The organism is Arcobacter sp. F2176 (assembly GCF_004116465.1).
Lineage (GTDB): Bacteria > Campylobacterota > Campylobacteria > Campylobacterales > Arcobacteraceae > Arcobacter > Arcobacter siniprincipis.
Map to the genome: position 1 here is coordinate 41,787 of NZ_PDJV01000010.1, position 20,157 is coordinate 61,943.

Annotated in this window: 21 protein-coding genes and 1 pseudogene; 7 read left to right on the forward strand and 15 right to left on the reverse strand. The window is 27.0% G+C overall.

The genetic code is table 11. The features are described from left to right. Window positions 1-89: 89 nt before the first annotated feature. Window positions 90-1,874, forward strand: a complete 1,785-nt coding sequence (gene mrdA / locus CRU95_RS10370) for a penicillin-binding protein 2 (protein WP_129101063.1) — start codon at window positions 90-92, stop codon at window positions 1,872-1,874. A gap of 38 nt (window positions 1,875-1,912) precedes the next feature. On the opposite strand, the gene CRU95_RS10375 is transcribed toward mrdA, so the two are convergent. Further along, window positions 1,913-2,662 (reverse strand): ABC transporter substrate-binding protein, encoded by a 750-nt coding sequence (locus CRU95_RS10375; RefSeq protein WP_129101064.1) that lies wholly within the window; start codon window positions 2,660-2,662, stop codon window positions 1,913-1,915. Between the two features lie 135 nt (window positions 2,663-2,797). Between CRU95_RS10375 and fliP the strand changes: the two genes are divergently transcribed. The 6 genes and pseudogenes from fliP to CRU95_RS10405 all read left to right on the forward strand — a co-directional run bounded on the left by fliP (window position 2,798) and on the right by CRU95_RS10405 (window position 10,360). Continuing rightward, a complete protein-coding gene (gene fliP, locus CRU95_RS10380) occupies window positions 2,798-3,526 on the forward strand; it encodes a flagellar type III secretion system pore protein FliP (protein WP_129101065.1) in 729 nt (242 codons plus the stop codon). Between the two features lie 305 nt (window positions 3,527-3,831). After that, window positions 3,832-5,607 (forward strand): annotated as a pseudogene (locus CRU95_RS10385) (methyl-accepting chemotaxis protein); the annotation flags it as partial. A 9-nt stretch (window positions 5,608-5,616) separates the two neighbouring features. Continuing rightward, a complete protein-coding gene (locus CRU95_RS10390) occupies window positions 5,617-6,021 on the forward strand; it encodes a PAS domain-containing protein (RefSeq protein WP_129101067.1) in 405 nt (134 codons plus the stop codon). Window positions 6,022-6,115: 94 nt separating this feature from the next. Further along, entirely contained in the window at window positions 6,116-7,465 is a 1,350-nt protein-coding gene (locus tag CRU95_RS10395; protein WP_129101068.1) for a TolC family protein, read from the forward strand. 123 nt (window positions 7,466-7,588) lie between these two features. Next, the gene (locus CRU95_RS10400; RefSeq protein WP_129101069.1) at window positions 7,589-8,905 is read left to right on the forward strand and encodes a lipopolysaccharide assembly protein LapB; all 1,317 of its coding nucleotides are present in this window, start codon (window positions 7,589-7,591) and stop codon (window positions 8,903-8,905) included. A gap of 9 nt (window positions 8,906-8,914) precedes the next feature. Further along, window positions 8,915-10,360 (forward strand): FecR family protein, encoded by a 1,446-nt coding sequence (locus CRU95_RS10405; protein ID WP_129101070.1) that lies wholly within the window; start codon window positions 8,915-8,917, stop codon window positions 10,358-10,360. A 5-nt stretch (window positions 10,361-10,365) separates the two neighbouring features. Here CRU95_RS10405 and CRU95_RS10410 read toward each other — a convergent pair whose 3' ends face one another. The 14 genes from CRU95_RS10410 to CRU95_RS10475 form a co-directional block, all read right to left on the reverse strand. Next, window positions 10,366-10,827 (reverse strand): N-acetyltransferase, encoded by a 462-nt coding sequence (locus tag CRU95_RS10410; RefSeq protein ID WP_013135749.1) that lies wholly within the window; start codon window positions 10,825-10,827, stop codon window positions 10,366-10,368. Further along, window positions 10,817-11,425, reverse strand: a complete 609-nt coding sequence (gene yihA, locus CRU95_RS10415) for a ribosome biogenesis GTP-binding protein YihA/YsxC (protein ID WP_129101071.1) — start codon at window positions 11,423-11,425, stop codon at window positions 10,817-10,819. Before yihA ends, CRU95_RS10410 begins: the two co-directional genes overlap by 11 nt. Further along, complete coding sequence (gene lptA, locus CRU95_RS10420) at window positions 11,425-11,952, reverse strand: lipopolysaccharide transport periplasmic protein LptA (protein ID WP_129101072.1); 528 nt, start codon at window positions 11,950-11,952, stop codon at window positions 11,425-11,427. The genes yihA and lptA overlap by 1 nt, the downstream gene beginning before the upstream one ends. Then, entirely contained in the window at window positions 11,949-12,479 is a 531-nt protein-coding gene (locus CRU95_RS10425) for a hypothetical protein (protein ID WP_129101073.1), read from the reverse strand. Before CRU95_RS10425 ends, lptA begins: the two co-directional genes overlap by 4 nt. After that, complete coding sequence (locus tag CRU95_RS10430; protein WP_129101074.1) at window positions 12,470-12,967, reverse strand: HAD family hydrolase; 498 nt, start codon at window positions 12,965-12,967, stop codon at window positions 12,470-12,472. The genes CRU95_RS10425 and CRU95_RS10430 overlap by 10 nt, the downstream gene beginning before the upstream one ends. Continuing rightward, on the reverse strand, window positions 12,964-13,536 hold the full coding sequence (hisB, locus tag CRU95_RS10435; RefSeq protein ID WP_129101075.1) for an imidazoleglycerol-phosphate dehydratase HisB: 573 nt from the start codon (window positions 13,534-13,536) through the stop codon (window positions 12,964-12,966). Before hisB ends, CRU95_RS10430 begins: the two co-directional genes overlap by 4 nt. 11 nt (window positions 13,537-13,547) lie before the next feature. Beyond that, the gene (locus tag CRU95_RS10440) at window positions 13,548-14,360 is read right to left on the reverse strand and encodes a septal ring lytic transglycosylase RlpA family protein (RefSeq protein WP_258238682.1); all 813 of its coding nucleotides are present in this window, start codon (window positions 14,358-14,360) and stop codon (window positions 13,548-13,550) included. Beyond that, complete coding sequence (locus CRU95_RS10445) at window positions 14,341-15,717, reverse strand: lytic transglycosylase domain-containing protein (protein WP_129101076.1); 1,377 nt, start codon at window positions 15,715-15,717, stop codon at window positions 14,341-14,343. The genes CRU95_RS10440 and CRU95_RS10445 overlap by 20 nt, the downstream gene beginning before the upstream one ends. Window positions 15,718-15,754: 37 nt before the next feature. After that, complete coding sequence (locus tag CRU95_RS10450) at window positions 15,755-16,543, reverse strand: TatD family hydrolase (RefSeq protein WP_129101077.1); 789 nt, start codon at window positions 16,541-16,543, stop codon at window positions 15,755-15,757. Then, the gene (locus CRU95_RS10455; RefSeq protein WP_129101078.1) at window positions 16,540-16,842 is read right to left on the reverse strand and encodes a hypothetical protein; all 303 of its coding nucleotides are present in this window, start codon (window positions 16,840-16,842) and stop codon (window positions 16,540-16,542) included. Before CRU95_RS10455 ends, CRU95_RS10450 begins: the two co-directional genes overlap by 4 nt. Before the next feature lie 55 nt (window positions 16,843-16,897). Then, window positions 16,898-18,226: an ATP-dependent protease ATPase subunit HslU gene (hslU, locus tag CRU95_RS10460; protein ID WP_129101079.1), complete on the reverse strand. Its 1,329-nt coding sequence runs from the start codon at window positions 18,224-18,226 to the stop codon at window positions 16,898-16,900. A 5-nt stretch (window positions 18,227-18,231) separates the two neighbouring features. Next, a complete protein-coding gene (hslV, locus tag CRU95_RS10465) occupies window positions 18,232-18,768 on the reverse strand; it encodes an ATP-dependent protease subunit HslV (RefSeq protein WP_129101080.1) in 537 nt (178 codons plus the stop codon). A 3-nt stretch (window positions 18,769-18,771) separates the two neighbouring features. Then, window positions 18,772-19,218: a 50S ribosomal protein L9 gene (gene rplI, locus CRU95_RS10470; RefSeq protein ID WP_129101081.1), complete on the reverse strand. Its 447-nt coding sequence runs from the start codon at window positions 19,216-19,218 to the stop codon at window positions 18,772-18,774. 86 nt (window positions 19,219-19,304) lie between these two features. Then, entirely contained in the window at window positions 19,305-19,946 is a 642-nt protein-coding gene (locus CRU95_RS10475) for a recombinase family protein (protein ID WP_129101082.1), read from the reverse strand. Between the last annotated feature and the right edge of the window lie 211 nt (window positions 19,947-20,157).

Genomic DNA, 20,157 nt, shown 5'->3' on the forward strand with positions numbered 1-20,157 from the left:
TGGGTTTTTTCCAATGATTTAAATTTTAACTTAGTTAGATATGTTATATTAAATATTGTAATTGATTTCTTAATTTACGGACTATTTTTATGAAAAAACGGCTCAATTTAATTCTTATCTTTATTGGTGTTGTATGCTTACTTTTAGTATATAGATTATATTATTTAAGTATAAAATCAAATACATATTATGAACAATTATCAAAACAAAACTACATCAAAAAAGTGTTTCAAGCACCTTCAAGAGGACTGATAAAAGATAGAAATGGTATTGCTTTGGCAATCAATGAACTTGGGTTTTCTTTAAGTATTAAACCACACTTGCGTTCATATAAAAATAAACATATTTTAGAAGAGTTAGTTAATACTATAGTTGCACATTTCCCAGACTTCGAGAAAGATAAATTAATTAAAAAATACAATAAATTAGATTCACCTTATAAACATGATTTTGTTAAAATTATTGATTATATAGCTTATGACAAATTCTTTGATAAATATACTGTTTTTAACTCATTAGATAATTTAAAAGTAGAATCAGCAGTAAAAAGAAATTACCCATTTAAAAAAGTTGCAGCACATATTATTGGATATGTAGGAAAAGCTTCTAGAAAAGATATTGAGGGAAATCCCATTTCTAGATATAGTGGAATAATTGGTAAAAATGGTTTAGAAAAATATTATAACAATATTTTACAAGGTCAACTTGGATATAAAAAAGTAAAAGTAAATGCTCTAAATAAAGAGCTTGAAGTATTAGAAGAAAAAGATGTAACAATTGATAATAATATCACTACAACTATTGATATTAAATTAGAACAATATATTCATGATATTTTTAATCAAAAAGCTGGTGCAGTAATTGTAATGAATGTAAATAATGGTGAGATAATAGCGGCTGCTTCTTTTCCAGAATTTGACAATAATGTTTTTGTAAATGGGATCTCATATAAAGAGTGGGATGATTTACAAAATGATATAAATAAACCATTTACAAATAAAATTACAAATGGGATGTATCCTCCTGGAAGTGTATGGAAGATGGGGGTAGCCTTAGGCTTATTAGAAAATGGAATAAGTAGAAATTTCAAAGTAAATTGTACAGGAACATATGAATTTGCAAATAGAAAATTTAGATGTTGGAAAAAAGACGGACATGGAATAGTTGATTTTGTTAAAGCTATTAGAGAGAGTTGTGATGATTTTTTCTACAAAGCTAGTCAAAAAGTTGGTATAAACAAAATTAGTGAAACAATGGCAAAATTTGGATTTGGAGAAAAAACAGGTGTTGACCAAATGTATGAATTTATTGGAATCAATCCAAATGAATCTTGGAAAAGAAAAAAATACAATAGAGCTTGGTTTACAGGAGAAACGCTTATTTCATCTATTGGGCAAGGCTCAGTATTAGTAACACCTATGCAAATTGCAAGATATACTTCTTTTTTGGCAACTGATAAATTAGCCACACCTCACTTTTATAAAGATGCCTATGTTGAACCTAAGAAAATTGATATAGATCCAGAAAATTTAAAACTAGTTCAAAAAGGCATGTATGAAGTTGCAAATGATAAACATGGAACTGCGTATTGGCATTTAAGAGGTATAAATCCTAAAATAAAAGTTGCTGCAAAAACGGGAACGGCTCAAGTTATTGGAATAGATCAAGATGTGAAAAAAAGAGCATTAGAAAGTGAACTAGAGTATTTAAAAAGGTCTCATGCTTGGTTAACTACTTATGGTCCTTTTGATAATCCTCAATATGCGGTTACAATATTAGTAGAACATGGGGGACATGGGGGAAGTGCAGCAGGAGAGATTACAACTAAGATATATAATAAATTAATAGAATTAGGTTATATAAAAGTAAATTAATTCTAATTAAATTTTTATTTTAAATATTTTATCTTTTATTATTTAAACCACTTCTTATAGATTTTTTCATATGTATTATCTTTTGTAATTTCAGTAAATAATGAATTTAACTTTTCTTTTAGGTTTTCATTATTCTTTTTTAATGCTATTGAGTATCTAATTGTACAAATAACATCACTTAATATTCTAAATTCATTTTGGTGACTTTCAACTTGCTCTTTTGCCCATGTTGAACCAGCAGTAACAGCATCAATATTATTAAAAGACAAAGCTTTCGTTAATTGTGGATATTGAGAAAAACTAATTGTTATTACGTTTGGTTGTATCTTTAACAAATTATTTAAATAATTTGTTCCTTTTAAAGAACCTACATGCATATTGTTCATCTCTTTTAAGCTATTTACACTATTCTTACTATTTAATAAAATAACTTGTTCGTCCAAATAATAGGGTTTAGTAAAAATTATATTTTTATTACTTTGTTTATCTTCTATCATTCCTGCAAAAAGAATATCCAAATTATCATTTAAAAGCATTCTTTCTTTATTGATAGAATTAACCTCTATAAATTGAACTCTCAATTCTAGTTTATTCATCATAATTTTTATTAAATCAATATCGAAACCATCTAGCCTACCATCATTATTTATAAAACCAAAAGGTTTATAATCATATTTGACTCCAACTCTTATATATCCATCATCAAGAATATCTTTTAAATCTTTCGAAAAAGAACATTGAACTATCAATACCAAAATTATAAAACTTTTCATAATGTATGTTTGCAAAATTCATTCCTTATTATCCAATTATTAAATTTATCTTAAATAATTTAATTCATTATAATATACTTTTGCTGAATTATCTTTAGAATTTAAACTTTTTTTAGTTATCATTCTTTTTTACTTTTTTAAGGATCTTATTTGAAAATTTTATTAGCACTTTTTATATTTTCTATTTCACTTTTCGCTGCTGATAATTTACCAGTAATAAATCTTTCAATTGCATCAATAGATCAACCTGCACAATTTGTAAAAACAATAAATATTGCTATTATTCTTATACTGTTAGCAATGGCTCCCACTTTGCTACTAATGGTGACAAGTTTTACAAGACTTATAATTGTATTATCTTTGTTAAGACAAGCAATGGGACTTCAACAAGCACCTCCAAATCAAATCGTAATATCTATGGCACTTATTTTAACTATATTTATTATGGAACCATATGCTAAAGTATCCTACAATGAAGGTGTTAAACCTTATATGGAAGAAAAAATTGGATATGAAGAAGCTTTTACTAAAAGTGTAAAACCTTTTAAAGAATTTATGATAAAAAATACAAGAGAAGAAGATATTGCTCTTTTTTATCGTATAAAAAAAGAAAAAAATCCTAAAAATATAGATGATGTCTCACTTACTCTTTTGATGCCTGCATTTATTGTAAGTGAACTAAGAACAGCCTTTGAAATAGGTTTCTTAATATTTTTGCCTTTTTTAGTTATTGATATTATTGTTGCATCTATTCTTATGAGTTTAGGTATGATGATGTTACCTCCTGTAATGATATCCTTACCTATAAAGGTTATCTTTTTCATTATAATTGATGGTTGGCAACTTATTATTGGAAATCTTGCACAATCCTTTAAATAGAATTAAAACACTCCTTCTCAAAAACTTAATCTTAAATAAATAAATAATAGTATTTTTTTGTTCGATTATAAATAATAAGTAACTTTATTATAATATTAACACTATATTAATATAATATAAAATTAATATAATATTGTATTAATCTATACATTTAGTTCCGAAGGGGAGAGACAATGAAAGATCTAACAATAAAGACAAAGACTCTAGCACTTATTACTATTATAATTATTATTATGTCAATAATAATTTCTCAAATAGCAATTTATGAAATAAATACATTAACCCAAGTACAAGCTAATCAATTTAAAACCAATGAATATAAAAAGAGAACAGAAGAACTAAAAAAACAAATTGAAGTTATTAGTAATCTTATTTCTCAATATGAAAAAGAGTATGGAGACGAAGGAAAGAAAAAAATAATAGATAAGATTAGAAATATAAGATATGGTAAAAATGGATATTTCTGGATTACTAATACAAATATGGAAATGGTAATGCACCCTATTAATTCAGCTCTTGAAGGAAAAAACTTAACAAAAGATGTTGATTTTGTAAATAATAAAGTTTTTGACCAAATGAGTAAAATAATTAAAAATAAAGGTGAAGGAAGAATAGACTATGAATTACAAAAAGCAAATGATTCAGAATCAATTGCAAAGTTTTCTTATATCAAATTGTTTAAACCTTGGGGATGGATAATAGGAACGGGAACAAATGTAGATGATGTTGAAAATACTATTTTACAAATGAAAACACAAACGAAGGATCAAATAAGTGCAATCATATTAAAAGTATCAGGATTTACTCTACTCACTGTTATTATTTCTTATATTTTAGTAATATTTGCATTTAACAACATTGTTAAAAAACCATTAGAATTATTTAAAGATAACTTTAAAAGATTTTTAGATTTTATTACAATGATTGATAATAAATATACACCATGTGAAGTTAGTACTTCTGATGAAATAGGAGAATTAAATTTATTATTAAATGAAATAGCACTAGAAATAGACAAAAAATTAAAAGATGACATAAGAGTTATGGGAGAAGTTGTACTAACAGCAGACAAAGTTGAACAAGGTATTTATAAATGTAGAATTCATGGAAATTCTGAAAATCCAATGATATTAACATTAAAAAATACATTAAATAAAATGTTAAATATTCTTGAAAAGAATATGTCAAATGTAAAAGAGACTTTAGATGAATATATAAATGGAGATTTTAGAAATAGAGTTATTATACATGAAAGTTTAAAAGAAGAAATGCTTGCAGTTATGACAAGAGTTAATGGACTAGGTGATGCATTAAGTCAAAGTGCAAAAACTAACTTAACAAATGGACAAGCCCTAGAAAAAAATTCTTATAATCTAACTAAATCTATGGAGAACTTAGCAAATAAAGCTACTGACCAGGCAGCTTCATTGGAAGAAACAGCTGCAGCAGTAGAAGAAATAACATCAATCACTAGAAGTAATGCAAGCAATGCTTCAAAAATGTCAGAATTAGGTAAAACAGTTAAAATGTCTGTTTCAAAAGGACAAGAGCATGCAGCAAATACAGCCTTAGCAATGGAAGAAATAAATGAAAAAGTTGCTGCAATCAATGAAGCTATTAATATTATTGATCAAATTGCATTCCAAACAAATATCTTAAGTCTAAATGCAGCAGTTGAATCAGCAACAGCAGGAGAAGCAGGAAAAGGATTTGCAGTAGTTGCACAAGAAGTGAGAAATTTAGCTTCACGAAGTGCAGAAGCAGCCCGTGAGATAAAAAACCTAGTTGAAGATGCAAATAATAAAGCCATTGAAGGTAAAAAAATATCAGATGGCATGATTACTGATTATCAAGAATTAAATGAGCACATAACAAAAACAATTCATATAATAGAAGATGTTTCAGATGCTTCAAAAGAGCAAATGAATGGAATCGAGCAAATTAATGATGCAGTAGGGAAACTTGATAGTGTAACACAAGAAAATGCAAGTGAAGCAAATAAGATTAAAAATATATCAAGTGAAGTTTCAAATATGGCAAATGACTTAGTGGAAGATGCAAAAAATAAAAAATTTAATTAAGGAGAAAATATGTCAGCTGGAAAAGAAATAGTTTTAGATAAATCTGCATTCTTAGTGAGTGAAACTGATGAAAAGGGTATCATTCGATTTGCAAATGACACCTTTTGTAAGATTGCAGGATATACACTTGATGAACTTATTGGGCAACCTCATAATATTGTTAGAAATAAAGAAATGCCTAAAAAAGCTTTTAAATCTCTGTGGGAAACAGTTCAAAGTGGAGATATTTGGACAGGTTATGTAAAAAATGCAACTAAAGATGGAAACTATTATTGGGTTTATGCAACAGTATATCCTTTTATAAGTTGTAATGGCTCAAAGGGATATCTTTCTTGTAGAAGAAAACCATCAGAAAAAGAGATAGAAGAAATTGAAAAACTATATTTTATTTGGAATAAAGAGGAGGGAAAATAATGTAATTTTATTATAAGCTTATATTATAATTTATTTTAAATTATTTTAATATTAAAGGAGATATAATGCCCTATTTTAAATAAGGAATATTTATATGTATAAACTTTTAATCCCTTTACTAATCACCTCACTTTCTCTATTTTCTAAAGAGGTTACATTTGATGAAGCTTTAAACTTATTACTTAAAAATAATAAAGAATTAAAATTAAAACAATTAGATATTAAAGAATCTCATGCAATATTAGATGAGATATCTGCAAATAATTATGGAGCATTAAATTTTAAAGAGACTTATACAAACACAAATCATGCAGGTTATGCATTTAATTCAAAACTAAGTTCGAGAAAAGCTACCTTTGGAGATTTTGGATTTAGTTCATATGAAGGTCCTAATTCTATTAAAGTTGCTCCTAACGATTTAAATTATCCAAAATCTACAGAAAATTATGAGACAAAATTAACTTATGATATTCCTTTATTTACTGGCTTTAAAATTTCTAATTCAAAAGATATAGCAAAACTTCAAATTGAAGCAAAAAATAAAAAATATAAATATGATCAGAAACTTCTAACACTAGAATTATTGAGAGCTTATAATGCTTGTGTTGCAGCAAAAGAGTATTTAAAGTCTACTCAAAAAGCAAAAAAAGTAACTACTTCTTTTGTAAATTTTACAAAGGAAATGCATAAAGAAGGATTAGTTACAAAAATAGATCTAAATGAAGCCCAAGTACAAGACTTAAATACAAATGTAAGATTAAAAGAAGCACAAAATAAGGTATCTCTTTCTCTTTCTTATTTGAGTTTTTTAATAGGTGATGATATATCGGATGTAAAAAGTTTTGAAGAAGTAGGTATTTCAAAAATTGATTTAAAAAGTATTCAAAAAGAAGCTATAAATAAAAGAGAAGATTTTAAATATATTGATTTAAATGTAAAATCATCAAAGAAAAATATAAAAATAGTACAATCAGATTATTATCCTAAAATTGATGCACATATAGAATATGGATATAGTAATGATAAATTAAAAAATTTTGATGAAACACAAGATTTTTACTTAGCAAAAGTTCAATTAAATATGAAAATATTTGATATGACAAGAGAATCAAAACTAGAACAAAGTAGAATTAAATATAATAAACTGATGATACAAAAAGCACAGTTTGAAGACTCTATTAAACTTGAGATAAAACAAAATTATTTGAATTATTTATCAAATCAAGAAACTTTGGCAGAAAAATTAAAAGCTTTATCTTTAGCAGAAGAGATTTTACAAAAAGCAGAAAATATGTATAAAAATAAGCTTATTAAGATGACAGATTTATTAATACACCAAGCATCTTTACAAAAAGCAGAAGCTGAAGTAATTATGTCAAAATTTGACCTTACTTTTATAAAAGCAAAATTAAAACTTTCAATAGGAGAGTCTTTATCAGAATAATAATATAAAATTATTACTTTAAATTATTTTTAATATATTCTTATTATTTTCTTAAGAAACAATAATATAATATAAAGATTAAATAAAATATAATAGATAAAATCTACTAAAAAAAGTTCTATTATGATAAAAAAGCTATTATTCTTAACACTTTTATTAACATCCTTTTTATTAGCTAATAAGGCAGTTACTTCTTATGAGCAAGCAGTAAAACTATTTAATGAAAAAGCTTATGAAAAAGCTTACGAAATATTTATTTCCCTATCAAAAAATGATTTGGAAAACCAAAATCTAAACTTCTATCTTGGAAGATGTGAATATGAACAAGGGAAATATGATATAGCAATAAGTTATTATGAGAGAATACTTTTTGCTCAACCAAATAATTTAAGAGCAAAAATAGAAATAGCACAAAGTAATTTGATGCTTAAAAACTATACTCAAGCAATAAAAGACTTTAATGCTGTTTTAGTAAATGCAGATACTCCACCAGATGTAAAAAAAAGTATTGAATCAAGACTGGCTTTCATAAGACAAACTATGCAAAAACACTTTATAAGTGGAGCTTTAGTATTTGATTTAAGTTATGACTCAAATGTAAATAACTCAGCAACTGCAGGGGATTATTCAGTCTTTGTACCCCAATTAGGAACTGATTTAAAATTATCAAATGATACAAAAGAAGAATCAGATTACTATTATGATGCAATTGCTGTTATAAACCATGTATACAGATATAATGAAAAGTTTTCTTTAAATAACAATCTTGTAGTTTATACCCAAGATTATGATACTAAAAAAGATAGTAATATTGATGTTATATCATTTACTTCTACTCCTACCTTTTACAAAGGAGCAAATAAATATAGCTCTGGAATAGGAATGGATTATGTTAGATACAATGACAAAGACTATTTAAAAAACTATAATCTAATACTTTCAAACTCTCATATCTTTACTCAAACAACTTTAAATGATATTACTTTTAAACTAAGTAAAAAACTCTATGACCAACAAGAAGATAAACAAAAAAATGCTTATGTATTTGATTTAACAAATAGCTTAAAATATAAAACAGAAAACTTTGGACTTTTTACTTTAGATACTTCATATAGTAAAGAAATAGAAATATATGAACAAAGAACAGATGTAAGTAAAGAATCATTTGAAGTAGGCTTAGAAAATAGTTTAGCTTTACCATATAAATTTAATCTAAACACAAATATAAATAGTAAAAAAGTAATCTATAGAGATACGGATGTTAACTTTCTATCAAGAAGAGTTGATAAGATAAATAGTGTCTCACTTGGAATAAGTAGACCAATAAGAAAAAACTTAATCTTTGCCTTAAAAGCAACAGCTACAAACAATATATCAAATCAAGCACCCTTTGATTATAAAAAACAAGTTATTAAATCTTCATTGATTTATACATTTTAAGGATTTAACATGAAAAAAATACTCTTATTACTTTTTATCCTTGCAAACTTTTTATTTGCTAGTATAGGACAAATAACAGCCTTAGTTGGTGATGTTAAAATCTCTAGGGATTCGAATACTATCCTAGCTAAACTTGGAGAGAAATTAGAAAAGAATGATGTTATAAATTCTACTAAAGGTTCTAAAGCTCAAATTACCATGAATGATAATACTATTATTACTATTGGGCAAAATTCTACTTTAAATATCTTTGATTATGTTTATGATGAGAATAAACCAAAAGACTCTAAAGCTAGTTTTGGGTTTATGAAGGGGTCTTTTAAGTCTATTACTGGAAAGATTGGAAAAATAAATAAAGAGAGATTTAAACTAAAAACTAAAAGTGCTTCTATAGGTATTAGAGGAACTACTATTCTTGGAGACCAAAATATAATTGCTTGTACAGATGGTGCTATTACTGTTACAGCAGTAGGGATATCTGTAGATGTAGCCAAACAAGAGTTTACAAGAACTCCACAAGGTCAAGCCCCAACTACTCCAGAACCTTTAAAACAAGACACTTTAGATAAATTAGAACAATTAGCAGATACTAATAATACTACAACACCACAAAATAGTGAGAGTAAAGAAGAAAAAAATATTTCTCCTGAAAAACCTACAGTTGTAAATAATACTCCAAATAATGATCCTGTTAAATATGAACTTCCTACTGTGAGATATAAGAAAAAAGAACATTCTAACTTATCTGGCTTTACTACTTTAGGATATGCAAATACAATAATTACAGATAGTAATAATAATGATGCATTTGAATCTTTCAAAAATGGTGAAATGGGAATAAATGGATTTGATTCTTCTATCACGCAAGGGACAATAGGTAACTCTTCTCGAATAAATATTGACAACAATAAAGTCCTTGATTCCACATTAAAAAATGGAACTAGTATTGGAACATTTTCTGATGAAAATGAAACATACTTATCATGGGGAGAATGGCAAGGAACATCTCAAAATAATATAACCTATGCAGGAGGATGGATTGCAGGAACAAAAACTGCAGGGAGTATCATACTTGACTTAATTGGTGGACTAACTACTAGTAAAACATTTACTGGTAATGTTATACATGGAGACATATATGATGGAAGTACGCTATACGATATATCCGATCAGAGTACTGTAAATTTTACATTTAATTTTGGTGGAGGAAATAATTCTTTTACAGGGAATATGAACTTATTATATAATGAAGGTTCAGAATACAAAATCAACTTTAATAATGGAGCTGTAAATTCTTCTGGTTTTTCTTCATCTAATTTAACTCACAATTCTAAAGGTATAACGGGAAATGTAAATGGTTCATTTTATGGAAGTGGTTCTATAAAAGCTATTGGAGGAAAATTTGACTTTGAGGATGGAGGAATAAAAGGAAGTGGTTTATTTAAAGCTCAATAAAGTGGCTAAAGGTCAAATACCATCGCCACTTCGTCACAAACTGGGAAATGTTTACATCGTATACAATCAGCCCAGATTTTGTGTTCTGGAATTTGGTCTTTTTCTATTATTCTAAACCCACAGCTTTCAAAAAAACCTGCTTCGTAAGTCAAAGATAGAAGTTGTTCTAGACCATAAAACTTAGCCTCTTTTATACAGGCATCAACTAATTGTTTTCCTAGTTTTAAACCTCTAAAATCTTTTGATACTATTAAACTTCGCACTTCTGCTAGTCTTATTGAGTGAATATGCGTTGCTACAAAACCTGCTAGTTTTCCATCAACTTCAACAACAGTATATGACCGTATTGTATTAGCCATTTCATCTTCTGTTCTAAGTAAGATAGTACCCTTCTCTACTTCACCTTTTACAAGGCTTTGCATAGGAATAATATCTTTTGTTGTTGGTTTATAAAATCTAATTTCCAAATAAATATCCTGTTATTTTATTTTGGAGGTCACTTATACCTCTTTTTTTAAGATTTGATATAAAAATACCTTCTGGGTACTCTCTTTTTAATTTTGCTAAATCATTTTGTTTTAGCTTATCTGTTTTTGTAAAAGCATGAACAATAAGTTGATCACCTCTTTTTATTTTTTCTAAAAATTCATCAACATTTTTATCTATTGCAAGTTCTGGGTGTCTAGCATCAATTAAATGTATAAACATTTGTAAATTTGGTCTTTGTTCCAAATAATTTGTTAGATTTTTATTCCACTCTGCTTTTAAAGTCTTAGATACTTTGGCATATCCAAATCCAGGTAAATCTACAAATCTAGCAAATAAATCAGGTGGCATACCATTTTCTTCATCTGTTTTAAACTTTATATTAAAATAATTTATAAGCTGAGTCTTTCCAGGTGTAGAAGAAGATTTTGCTAAACCTTTTCTATTTGTAAGAGTATTTAATAAAGAACTCTTACCCACATTACTTCGTCCTAAAAATGCTATTTCAGCTACATCAGGACCTGGTGAATCACTTATACTTTGAGCTGATTGCATAAATGATGCATCGACTATTCTCATTATTTTGCCTCAACTTTATTTGAATTTTCCTCAGTAGGTGAAACTTTTTTATCTTCTTTTTTTTCACCTAAATCTATTATAAACCTAACAGGTTTATCTTCACTTCCTGTGACTTTTGCTTCACCAGTAATTTGATTAATAACAATTTTATTTCCAAAAAGTCTTTTATCTTCTGTTACTTCTTTTAAAAATCCATTTCCAGTAATTACATATTTTAGTTTTTTAGGTTCATAAACAACTTTATCACCCTTACCTTCATATAATTTATCTGCTGTTTTAACTTTAAATTTAACACTACCAGTTGCAATATATTTTAGAGGCTCTCTTTTCGTATTAGGTTTTTTCTTACTTAAATATACTTCTAACCTATCAGATTCTAATTCATCACTTGATTTTACCATTTTTACATCACCTGTAAAAATAGATAATCCTTTTTCATCATATGCTTCAAAATTCTTTGCATCTATAATTAATTTTTCTGAAAATAAAAAACTAACTAAAAAACTAAAAACTAAAAAAATTCTCATTTATTACCCTTGTTACTATTTAATAAAATTTCAAAATGTGTATTTTTTGCTTTAAAAACTTGTTTATTTGTATCATAATACAATGCTATTCCCTTTATACTACTATTATTGTATATACCATCAAATGCTATAGTATTTGTAGCTATTTTTTTGATTCCATCGTAAAACATCTCATCTGTATTTAAAAGTATATTATTCTCTCTATTATATTTCACATCGTTTAAAAATTTATATTGTTCAAGTCTTTTAATAATAATATCAGCTTGAATATAATCTGTTCCATTATCAGTTCTTCTTAATATAATCTTCCCATCATACATAACATCTTTTGTTTTGTATTTCATCGCTCTTGTTGAATTTACAATTCTTTCTAAATTGTCTTCATTAAAAGTGTATAAAGTAGAATTCTCAAAAACAATTTGAGGTTGTTCTTCTATATTTTTATCTTTTTCTCTAGGTGCAATTACAATTATAGTTGATATAAAAGAACAAATTAACAAAATATAAGCAAAATATTTTATAGCCATAAGTTTAAAAATTCCTCTTCTAAACCATCTTCTTTGAAAATATACTCCATCATTTCTCTAACAGCACCTTCTCCACCTTTATTTTTGCAAACTACATTAACTATTTCTTTTATGTATTTTGAACCATTTTGTGGAGTAAAAGATAATCCTGCTTTTTTAAGCATCTTATAATCATTTAAATCATCACCAATGGCAGCTACTTCACCCCAAGAAATATTCTCTTTTTTTAAAATCTCTTCTAAAACTTCATCTTTATTGTGTACACCTTGATGAAGATGTTCTATATTTAAATCTTTTGCTCTTTTTTCTACTAAAGAAGATTTTCTTCCAGTTATAATAGCTGCTTTTTTGCCAAATTTTTTTGTCCATGCAGCAATTGCTAAACCATCAGATACATCAAAAGATTTTATTTCATCACCATTATTTGTATAAATAATTTTTCCATCAGTTAAGGTTCCATCAACATCAAGAACAATTAACTTAATCATAAAACCCCTTTAGTACTAGGAATTCCCAATCTTTCATTTTTTGCTAGTGCTCTTCTTAAAGCTACTGCAAAAGCTTTAAAAGAAGCTTCTAAAATATGGTGTTTATTTCTTCCTCTTTCATTTATAATATGAGTAGTTAATCCTGCATTCATAACAAGTGCATGGAAAAATTCTTCAGCAAGTTCAACATCAAACTCTCCTACTTTACCACTAACATTTACCTCATATATTAAATATGGTCTATTTGATAAATCTAAAGCACAAGTAGTTGAAGCTTCATCCATAACTACAGTTGCGTTTCCATATCGCTCGACTGCTTTAATTGGGAAAATTTCATCTTTTAATGCTTTTCCTAATACTATTCCACAATCTTCAACCGTATGGTGAGCATCAATGTGTAAATCACCCTTACAAGTTAATTCTATATCTACTCCACTGTGTTTTGAAAGAGCCTCTAACATATGGTCAAAAAAACCAACACCTGTATTTATACTTGATTTTCCACATCCATTAATATCAATTTTACAATATATATCTGTCTCTTTTGTTTTTCTATTAAATTCAGCCATATTATTTCCTATTACTCTGCGATTATCATGCCTGGTAGAGAATTTTTCTCTTTGAAGTCTTTTACTTCTTCTTCTGATCTAAAGCCACTAATCCAAACTCTATTTATCTCTTTATTGTTAAAAATACCTTTTTTAATTATAACATCATATTCATCATTTAACATTATTTTAAATTTATGTTGAGTGATTTTAGCCCCTGCATACTTACTAAAAGCTCCAACTTGTAAGTAGTATTTTCCTACACTTGCAACTTCTTCTTTTTCTTCTTTAGTTTGAGCAATTTTACCATGAAAACCTATAACAGTAATTTTAACTTTTGCAGTTCCTTTTGCTACCATATCTATATCACGTGCTGCTTTATTAGATAAGTCAATTATTCTAGTACCAACAAAAGGTCCTCTATCGTTTACTCTTACAATAGTTGATTTCCCATTTTCTAGGTTTTCAACTTTTAACATTGTATTCATAGGCAATGTTTTATGTGCAGCTGTTGCTTTATACATATTATAGATTTCGCCATTTGAAGTAGGTTTTGCATGAAAGTTTGGTCCATACCATGAAGAAATTCCAGTTTGAACATCTCCTACTTTAGCTACAGTTGGATAATACCATTTACCAAACACTTGATACGGTCGCATTGTAGCTCTATGCATCGCTTCTGAGTTTTTCATTTTTTGTTCAGGTACATTTATACTACTTCTATCTTTTTTAAATACATTAAAATTACTATAATTATAAGATGATGATGAAAAACAACCACTAAAAAGAAGTGAAAATACAAATATAAAAACTAATTTAATTAAATTATCTATACGTAATAACAAGTTTATCTCCTCTTTTTATAAGACTATTTTTTAAATTATTATCTGTCATTAATTTACTGATTTCCACTCTAAACATTTTTGCTATTGATAATAGTGTATCACCAGTTTTAACATAATAATCTTTCGTTTTTAATTCAGTTCCTTCCACAAAAGGAATAATTATTTTTTGTTTTAATGCTAATCTATTACTTTTAAGTTTATTAAAACTTTTAATAACTTTATAAGAGATACCATATTTTTTGCCAATATCATAAAGGTTATCTCCTCTTTTTACAATATGTATTTGATATTTAGTTGGTTCTATATTCATTTTATTTTGATTAAATATAGATAATCTACTATATGGAATATATATTTGATAATCTTTTTTATAAGTAGGAATAATATTTCTGATAAGTTGTTTATTTAGCATTTTTAAATCTCTATAATCCATTCCTATAGCTTTAGCAATATTTTTTAAATGCAATCCACCTTTTACTCTAACAGTAGCAATTGGAGAAGTCACTCCAATATTTCTAATATGAGAATGGTCATTTTCAGTTACAAAACTTTGATTATTCATCATGGCAAGTGAAATAATTTTTCTAATATAATTTCTACTCTCTTCAGGTAAATATTGTCTTCTAACATCTTTTTGTTCCATTAAAAGTTCATAAATATCTGGTTTTACATCCCAAGTTAAGATTTCTTTATAGATTTTATTTAATTGACTAAATCTAACTCTTTTTTGTTGATATAAAGTTATAGTATGTCTATACTCTTTTATCTCTTTTGATTTATCATTATTTTTACCATTTTCATCTTCATATAAATCAAGAGTTGCTCTTGTAATTGCTTCAATAACTCTTCCTTGTCCACAGTTATAAGCAACTGCTGCAAGATACCATTTACCAAACTCTCCATGTAAATACTTTAAATATTTTGCTGCTGCATATGTAGATTTAACGATATCCATTCTTTCATCAACATAAATATCATTTTTTAAACCAAGGTTTCTACCAGTTGCTGGCATAAATTGCCACATACCTGTAGCTCTTGCTCTTGATTTTGCATCTAAGGTAAAACTTGATTCTGCCATTGCAAGATATAAAAAAGTCTCAGGTAAACCCTCTTCTCTTAATATATCTTTTACTTTTGGAACAAATAGAGATGCTCTATTAAATCTTTTTACATATTTGTCTTGAATATTTTGTAAATATCTATTGTATGTTTTTTGTAGTTTATAATCAGTAATATAAGCGGGGTCAATGTCTAGTTCTTTTAAGATTTGTAAATCCCGCTGTGAGAAGTTACTTCCTATTAACGATGCATTAGCACTCAAAAAAAGAGTTATGATTATTAGAAAAATTTTAAACAATTATCAATCCTATTTATGTAAATAGTTGAGATTTTATCTAAATTATGCTAGAAAACTCTTTAAATAGTTTTTTTGCATTATTTGTAGTCAAATTTTGAACTTCTTCATCGCTAATATTTAAGAGTTCTGCTATCTTTTGGGATACAAATTTTGTGTAAAATGGCTCATTTCTTTTTCCCCTATGAGGATGGGGAGTTAAATATGGAGCATCCGTTTCAATTAACAGTTTATCTAAAGGAATTTTTGGCAAAACTTCCACTAATTTTTTCGCATTTTTAAAAGTAAGAACTCCACCTATTCCAAAATAAAAACCATGTCCACTTAAAGAAAGTAAATGTTTACTTGCATTATAACAATGTAAAACTCCACCGACTTCTCGTGCACCATATTTCTCTAAAATAGTTTTAGAATCATCAGAGGCTTCCCTAACATGTACAATAAGAGGTTTTTTTACTTTTTTAGCAAATTCTATTTGAGAAATAAATACTTCTTTTTGCAACTTCTTTTCTTGGAGTTTTTCTTCTTCATTCTCAGGTAATCTAAAGTAATCTAATCCACACTCACCAACAGCTATGCATTTTGGGTGTGTTATATACTCTTTCATAATATTTTCATCATATGAAGGGGCATCATAAGGGTGAATTCCAACTGCAAAATAGACTTCTTTATATTTTTCAACTAATTTTATAGATTGAGATAAATCCTTAAAATCGGCACCAGGAATTAAAAATCCCTTTACCCCATTATCTAATGCAGTTTGTATTACAGTATCTATATCTTCGTAATATTGTTCGTTATCTAAATGACAATGTGTATCTATAATTATGATAAAAACCTTTTATTTAAAACTGCAATTAATTCATTTATTTTAGATAAATCTTCATGTTTAATCCAAGCATCAATACCAAAGTTTTTAAATGCATCATAATCATCTTGATCATCAAGAATAGCAATAGAAACATATTTAGCTTTACAAGAGGCTGCTTTATTTTCTTCAAAATCAAATATCGAATTAATATCTATAATTGCAATATCTGCTTCACCTGATGTTTCTTCATAGCCCTCTACTGTAAAACTAGAGTCCAATAGTTTCTCATCAATATTGCAAAATGTTACTATTTTCATGGGTCCGCCTTTTAAATTACTTATTTACCTTATTCTAGCCAAAATAAAATAAAAATTACAATATATATCTTGCAGTATCTTCATCTTTAACAATATCTGACAATTTATCTTCTACTAATTTTTTAGTAATAACAATAGTTTTTCCACTTTTCTCATCAGCATCAAAACTTATATCTTCTAAAACTTTTTCGATAACTGTATGCAATCTTCTAGCTCCAATATCTTCAGCTTTTTGATTTGCTTCAACTGAAAGATGAGCAAAAGAATGAATTGCTTCATCATCAAACTCTAAAGTTACACCTTCTACTTCTAATAAAGCTTTGTATTGTTTTAATAATGAATTCTTAGTATTTGTCAATATTTTATATAAAGCTTCTTCATCAAGTGCATTTAACTCAACTCTTAGAGGAAACCTTCCTTGTAATTCTGGCAATAAATCACTTGGTTTACTAACATGAAATGCTCCAGCAGCAATAAATAAAATATGATCAGTTTTTACTTGTCCAAATTTAGTTTGAACATTACTTCCTTCAACTATTGGAAGTAAGTCTCTTTGCACACCCTCTTTACTTGGGTCTTGATTTTGATTATTTTTTCCAGAAGCGATTTTATCTATCTCATCAATAAAAATAATTCCACCATTTTCAACTCTTCTTATGGCTTCGTGTTTAATAGATTCTTGATCAATTAACTTTTCACTAGCTCCACTTCTTAAAAGTTTTCTTGCATCTTTTATTTTTACTTCTTTTTTTATTTTATCTTTATTTAGAGAACCTAACATATTATTTAAACTCTCTTGCATAGAAGTCATATCAATAGGAAATGATGAATCAATAACTTCAACATGAGCTTTTTTAGGAAGCTCTATTTCAATTACTTTATCTTCAAGTTCACCTTTTAATAATTTCTCTTCCATTTTGTTAAAAGTTTTGATAAAAGACTCTTTTGAACTTTCACTTGCACCTTCAGGTAAATGAGGAACAAGTTTTTCAATTATTTGTTTATTTACTTCTTGTTCTATACCATCTTGAATTTTTTCTTCGTACTCTTTTGTAACTAAATCCATTGAAGCAAAAACCAAATCTCTAATCATAGATTCAACATCTCGACCTACAAAACCAACTTCAGTATATTTACTTGCTTCTACTTTTACAAAAGGAAGACTCATCATTTTTGCTAGTCTTCTTGCAATCTCAGTTTTTCCAACTCCAGTACTACCTATCATAAGAATATTTTTTGGCATAATTTCTTCTTGGATTTCTGGATTTAATTGCATTCTTCTATATCTATTCCTAAGTGCCAAAGCTATTGTTTTTTTTGCATCACTTTGACCAATTACATAATCATCAAGAAATTTTACAATCTCTTTAGGAGTCATATTCATTTGTATTAATCCTCTATTTTTAATAATTTTATATTTTGATTTGTATAAATACAAAGTTCACCAGCAATCATTAGTGATTCTTTCACTAAATCTTCAGGATCTAAGTTTGAGTGTTTTTGAAGTGCCCTTGCAGCAGAAATAGCAAAATTACCACCACTTCCAATAGAGGCTATCATTCCATCTTCTGGTTCAACAACATCACCAGTACCTGATAATATAAAAATGTGTTCTTTATTTAAAACAATCATCATAGCTTCAAGTCGTCTTAGAACTTTGTCTTTTCTCCACTCTTTTGAAAATGCAATTACAGCTTTTAATAAATCACCTTTAGTATTTTCTAAGTGAGGTTCAAACATATCAAAAAGATTAAAGGCATCTGCTGTACTTCCTGCAAACCCAGCTAATATTTTATCTTTATAAAGTGTTCTTATTTTTGTGGCATTACCTTTTAAAACTGTATTTCCAAAAGTAACTTGACCATCTCCACCAATTACAGCTTTATCTTTTGCCCTATAGGCTAATATCGTAGTTGCATCAAACATCTTTTACTCTGCAATCACATCAAATTTAAGTGTTCCATGGATTCCATGTCCCAATTTACAATCTGCTTCAAAGATACCTTCTGTTTTTACTTTTGAATTTAATGTTATATTTTTTTTGTCTAAATCAATATCTGCTTGTTCTTTTAGTATCTCACTAATCTCTTTATTTGTAACAGAACCAATTAAGTGTCCATTAGCTCCAATTTTATGTTTTATTGTGAATTTTTGAGAATCAAGTATTTTTGCAGTCTCTTTTGCAGTTTCTATTTCTTCTGCTTCTTTTTCAGCTTCTCTTCTCATTTGAGCTTTATGTTTATTTAAAACTTCATTTGTTGCAAGTAGTGCTAAACCTTTTCCAATTAAAAAATTTTTCCCATACCCATCAGAAACTTCTTTAACTTCACCAGCTTTACCAGTACCTTTTACATCTTTTAATAATAATACTTTCATAATATATTCTCCATATTTTAAATAGGCAATATGATACTATAATATATTTAAAGTCAATATAAAGTATTTATTCATAAAAGATAAGTTTAACTTGCAATATCTTCGAGTAAAGTACTACTTTCTCTAATATTTCTTTTTTTTACATAATTGTTTAGACCAATATGATTGTTATATCCTAAGAGTTTTGCTATTTTTCTAACAGATAAGCCTACGCTTAATAGTTCTTCTATTTTGTCTCTTTGTTTATCAAATTTTGATTTTTGAATTGTACCTTTTGGTTTGCCTAAACTCTCACCATTTAGTTTTTTTGCACTTAGAGCTTCTTTTGTTCTTAAACTCATCAAATCTTTTTCTAAAGAAATTGTCATAGATATCATCCCCAAAACCATTTTTGTAAGCATATCTTCATTACTAACTAATTCTAAATTTTGTTTTATTACTAAAATTCTTACTTTATTTTCCAATAAAAATTTAACAATTTCCAAAATTGTTTCAATAGTTCTTCCAAAAACATTTAAATCATAGACTATTAAAGTAGAGTTCATTTTACATGATTTTAATAATTCTAAAATATTTTTTTCTTCAGAAGGAGTGTTAATTTCTACTTCAATATTATGAAAAATTTCTATATTATGTTTTTTAACATAATTAATAATTCCTTCTTCTTGTTCTCTTGTATAGTTTATATTATTTTTATTTATTCTTAAATAAGTGAAATTTTTAGACATGATTATCCTTTAAACATTTAGTATAACTTAAATTAATAAAATTATACAAAATGATTGCTTTATCTTAATTTATAGTAATACAAAATGTTAGCATTCCAATGATTAATATTAGCTTAAATTTAAGCTTATGTTCAGTTTATATCTTTTAAATTTCAAAACATAATACTTAATTGTTTGAAAATAAAGATTATTTAAGCTAATATCACTAATT

Bases quoted from the DNA above. Each gene is read 5' to 3' on its own strand.
- mrdA (WP_129101063.1), top strand. From the start codon at position 90: ATGAAAAAACGGCTCAATTTAATTCTTATCTTTATTGGTGTTGTATGC.
- CRU95_RS10390 (WP_129101067.1), top strand. From the start codon at position 5,617: ATGTCAGCTGGAAAAGAAATAGTTTTAGATAAATCTGCATTCTTAGTG.
- CRU95_RS10395 (WP_129101068.1), top strand. From the start codon at position 6,116: ATGTATAAACTTTTAATCCCTTTACTAATCACCTCACTTTCTCTATTT.
- CRU95_RS10400 (WP_129101069.1), top strand. From the start codon at position 7,589: ATGATAAAAAAGCTATTATTCTTAACACTTTTATTAACATCCTTTTTA.
- CRU95_RS10405 (WP_129101070.1), top strand. From the start codon at position 8,915: ATGAAAAAAATACTCTTATTACTTTTTATCCTTGCAAACTTTTTATTT.
- yihA (WP_129101071.1), bottom strand. From the start codon at position 11,425: ATGAGAATAGTCGATGCATCATTTATGCAATCAGCTCAAAGTATAAGT.
- lptA (WP_129101072.1), bottom strand. From the start codon at position 11,952: ATGAGAATTTTTTTAGTTTTTAGTTTTTTAGTTAGTTTTTTATTTTCA.
- CRU95_RS10425 (WP_129101073.1), bottom strand. From the start codon at position 12,479: ATGGCTATAAAATATTTTGCTTATATTTTGTTAATTTGTTCTTTTATA.
- CRU95_RS10430 (WP_129101074.1), bottom strand. From the start codon at position 12,967: ATGATTAAGTTAATTGTTCTTGATGTTGATGGAACCTTAACTGATGGA.
- hisB (WP_129101075.1), bottom strand. From the start codon at position 13,536: ATGGCTGAATTTAATAGAAAAACAAAAGAGACAGATATATATTGTAAA.
- CRU95_RS10455 (WP_129101078.1), bottom strand. From the start codon at position 16,842: ATGAAAATAGTAACATTTTGCAATATTGATGAGAAACTATTGGACTCT.
- hslU (WP_129101079.1), bottom strand. From the start codon at position 18,226: ATGAATATGACTCCTAAAGAGATTGTAAAATTTCTTGATGATTATGTA.
- hslV (WP_129101080.1), bottom strand. From the start codon at position 18,768: ATGTTTGATGCAACTACGATATTAGCCTATAGGGCAAAAGATAAAGCT.
- rplI (WP_129101081.1), bottom strand. From the start codon at position 19,218: ATGAAAGTATTATTATTAAAAGATGTAAAAGGTACTGGTAAAGCTGGT.
- CRU95_RS10475 (WP_129101082.1), bottom strand. From the start codon at position 19,946: ATGTCTAAAAATTTCACTTATTTAAGAATAAATAAAAATAATATAAAC.